3 protein-coding genes are annotated in these 3,290 nt (G+C 75.4%); all 3 read right to left on the bottom strand.

What is annotated here, in order from left to right; genetic code table 11:
* Positions 1 to 602 precede the first annotated feature (602 nt).
* Positions 603 to 1,865 (bottom strand): tyrosine--tRNA ligase, encoded by a 1,263-nt coding sequence (gene tyrS / locus AB6N23_RS17835; RefSeq protein WP_412867308.1) that lies wholly within the window; start codon positions 1,863 to 1,865, stop codon positions 603 to 605.
* A gap of 88 nt (positions 1,866 to 1,953) precedes the next feature.
* Positions 1,954 to 2,688, bottom strand: a complete 735-nt coding sequence (locus AB6N23_RS17830; protein WP_412867307.1) for a DNA-3-methyladenine glycosylase — start codon at positions 2,686 to 2,688, stop codon at positions 1,954 to 1,956.
* Positions 2,685 to 3,290: uridine kinase family protein (locus AB6N23_RS17825; protein WP_412867306.1), on the bottom strand; the 606-nt coding region annotated here is incomplete at its 5' end. The genes AB6N23_RS17825 and AB6N23_RS17830, both read right to left, overlap by 4 nt.

Here is a 3,290-nt window from a genome sequence, read left to right as displayed (position 1 = left end):
CTCAAGGAACAGACGCTCATCCTCGATCAGCCTTTCGGCATCCCGCAGGAGGCTCGTTCACCATCGTAGCGGATGTTCTCTGCATTCCTGACCACTGAGGCGATCATTCCTGCTGTTCTCCGCTGCGGTTTCCACCTTAGCTCATCCTCTCGGAGTTCCTGACCACCCTGCGGCGGTCATTCCCTCGTCGATTCCGGCTGCGATTTCTACCGCATGGCCCGGGACCCGTCGACCACCGAGGTGATCGCCGTACGTCCGGACCGACCCGTGCGCCGTACCCCGACGCGAAGAGCGTCCGGGTCGTACGTGCGGGGTTGTTGCCCTGCTCCGTGGGACCGTCCGCCGATCGAGTCGGCGTCCGTTCCTCCCTGCCGGGCGGGCCTGTAGAACACTACGCGTCCCGGGGGTCTCGCGCAAACCCGCTCGCCGGTGACCGTGGTCACGGCTCCCGCCGGGGTCCGGCCCGCGGTCGCCACGACCGGGCCGCCCGGCGTTCGCGCGCACTCCCTCGGCCCGAGCGCCCCCGCGGAGCGTCTCGGCGCGGTCCCGGCGGCCCGCCCCCTCGTCGGGCGGGCCGCCGGCCGCGGTCGCCGTACGCGAGCTCACGCCCGGGCGTCGACGACGGCGAGCGTGCGCTTCCCACGCCGCAGCACCGCCCAGCGCCCGTGCAGCAGCTGGTCCGCGGTGAGGACGGCGTCCTCGTCCGTGACCCGCACGTTGTTCACGGACGCCCCGCCCTCCGCCACCGCACGACGGGCGGCCGCCTTGCTGGCCACGACGCCCGTGGCGGCGAGCAGCTCGACGACCGCGTCGCCCGCGCCGCCCGGCGCGGTCGGCAACTCCGCCACGGCGGCCGCGAAGGTGTCGGCGTCGAGGTCCTCGAGCGCACCGCGTCCGAACAGGGCCTGGCTGGCGGCGACGACGGCGTCCGCGGCAGCCGTGCCGTGCACCAGCGCGGTGACGTCGTGCGCCAGGGTCCGCTGCGCCTCGCGCGCCGCCGGCCGGCTCGCCACCGACTCCTCCAGCTCCGCGATCTCCGCCCGGCTGCGGAACGTGAACACCTTGAGGTAGCGGACGACGTCGGCGTCGTCGGTGTTGACCCAGAACTGGTAGAAGGCGTACGGCGTCATCATGTCCGGCGCGAGCCAGACGGCACCGCCCTCCGACTTGCCGAACTTCGTGCCGTCCGCCTTCGTGATGAGCGGGGTGGTCAACGCGTGCACGGGCGTGCGCTCGGTCTTGCGGATGAGGTCCACCCCCGACAGCAGGTTGCCCCACTGGTCGTTGCCGCCGGTCTGCAGCGTGCAGCCGTGCCGGCGGAAGAGCTCCCGGTAGTCCAGCCCCTGCAGGATCTGGTAGCTGAACTCGGTGAAGGAGATGCCCTCCTCGCTCGCGAGCCGGCGCGCGACCGTGTCCTTCGCGAGCATCGTGCCGAGGCGGTAGTGCTTGCCCACGTCGCGCAGGAAGTCGATCGCCGACAGCCCACCCGTCCAGTCGAGGTTGTTCACCATGACGGCGGCGTCGGGGCCCTCGAAGTCGAGGAAGCGCTCGATCTGGGCGCGCAGGCGGCCGACCCACTCGGCGACCGTCTCGGGCGTGTTGAGGACCCGCTCCCCCGACATGCGCGGGTCGCCGATCAGGCCCGTGGCGCCGCCGACGAGGGCGAGCGGGCGGTGGCCCGCGAGCTGCAGGTGGCGCATGAGCACGAGCTGCACGAGGTGGCCGTGGTGCAGGCTCGGCGCCGTCGGGTCGAAGCCGGTGTAGAACGTGACCGGCCCGGCGGCCAGCGCCTGGGCCAGCGCGTCGCGGTCGGTGGTCTGGGCGACGAGGCCCCGCCACTCGAGCTCGTCGAGGATGCTGCTCACGTCTGTCTCCTCCTCGCGGGCGCGGGGCGCCCGGGGTCGTGGTCGTGCGGTCGGGTGGTCCGGGAGGCGGCGCCGCGGGGCACGGGCCTCAGGCCGACGTCGTCGCCCCGCGAGGGGCGTCTGCCGACGCCGGCGACCGATACGCCGGGCGGTACGCGGAGACCGTCCGCTCGTCCGTCAGCCAGAGCCGCCAGGGGTGCGCGCCGCCGTCGCCGCCCGGGCCCGACACGCCGACCCGCGGTCCCGTCGCGACGGCGGGCAGCACGGTGCCCGCGTCGCGCCGGCGCACGACCACCGCGCCGCCCGGCTCCGTCACGTCGCAGCCGTTCGCGGCGAGGTCGAGGCCGAGGCACACGGCCAGCCGCGCCGGTCCGCGCGCGAGCTGGCGCGCACTGTCGACGACGCCGGACCGCTCGCGGCGCGCCCACGCGAGCGCGGCGCCCTCGACGACCTCACCGGCGCGCAGCAGCACCGCCGACGCCCGCCCGGCGGGCTGCGTCACGACGTTGACGCAGTGGTGCAGACCCATGTGCCGGTACACGTAGAGCCGGCCCGGCTCGGCGAACATCGCCGCGTTGCGCGGCGTCCGGCCGCGGAAGGCGTGCGAGCCCGGGTCGTCCTCGCCGCCGTACGCCTCGACCTCGGTCAGGCGGACCGTGACGGCGCCCTCGGGCGTGCGGGTGGTCACGTAGCCGCCGAGCAGGTCGCGCGCCACCTGCAGGACGTCCCGCGCGTACCACGTGCGCGCGGGCACCGGGCCGAGGCCGAGGACGCCGCCCGGGGGCGGTGCGTCCCCGGGAGCGGGCTCCGGCTCGACGGTCACGCGGTCATCATGCCAAAGGCGTCGAGCCGGACGTCGGCCCGTCCGCGCGTCCCCTCGCGCGTGAAGTGCGCGTCCTCGTCCGCCATCCACGTGCGCCAGTGGGGCAGCGCGGCCTCGCCGTCGCGCTCGAGCCCGCGTCGCAGGCGCAGGTCCGGCGCCGCCTCGACCCACACGCGGAGGGTCGCCACGGCGTCGGCCGCGCGGCGTGCCGACCCGCACCCCTCCAGGACGAGGACATCGGTGACGGGCACGTCGACCCAGTCGTCGAACCGGTCGGACGGCCAGTCGAACCGCTGGTAGCGCCCCGGCAGGCCGCGGCGCAGCGGCTCCAGCACCTGTGCGGACAGGCGCGGCCACAGCGAGCCCTCGAGCCCGCGCCAGCCGGCGTACAGGTCGTCGAGGTGGAGCACGGCGGCACCGGCACCGCGCGCACCCACCTCGGCGGCGAGCCGGCCCGCCGCCGTCGTCTTGCCCGAGCCTGCGGGGCCGTCGACGCAGACCAGCCGGACGGGGCCGAGGCGGCGGGGCCCGGCGAGCACGCGGTCGGCGAGCACGCCGGCGACCGCGGCCGCGTCGAGCCGTCCCGCGGCAGCGTGCCCACC

It is taken from the genome of Cellulomonas pasadenensis, from assembly GCF_047229365.1.
Taxonomy (GTDB): Bacteria; Actinomycetota; Actinomycetes; order Actinomycetales; family Cellulomonadaceae; genus Cellulomonas.
Note: the sequence above shows the minus strand (reverse complement) of the source record. Positions and strands in the feature narration are given on the sequence as shown.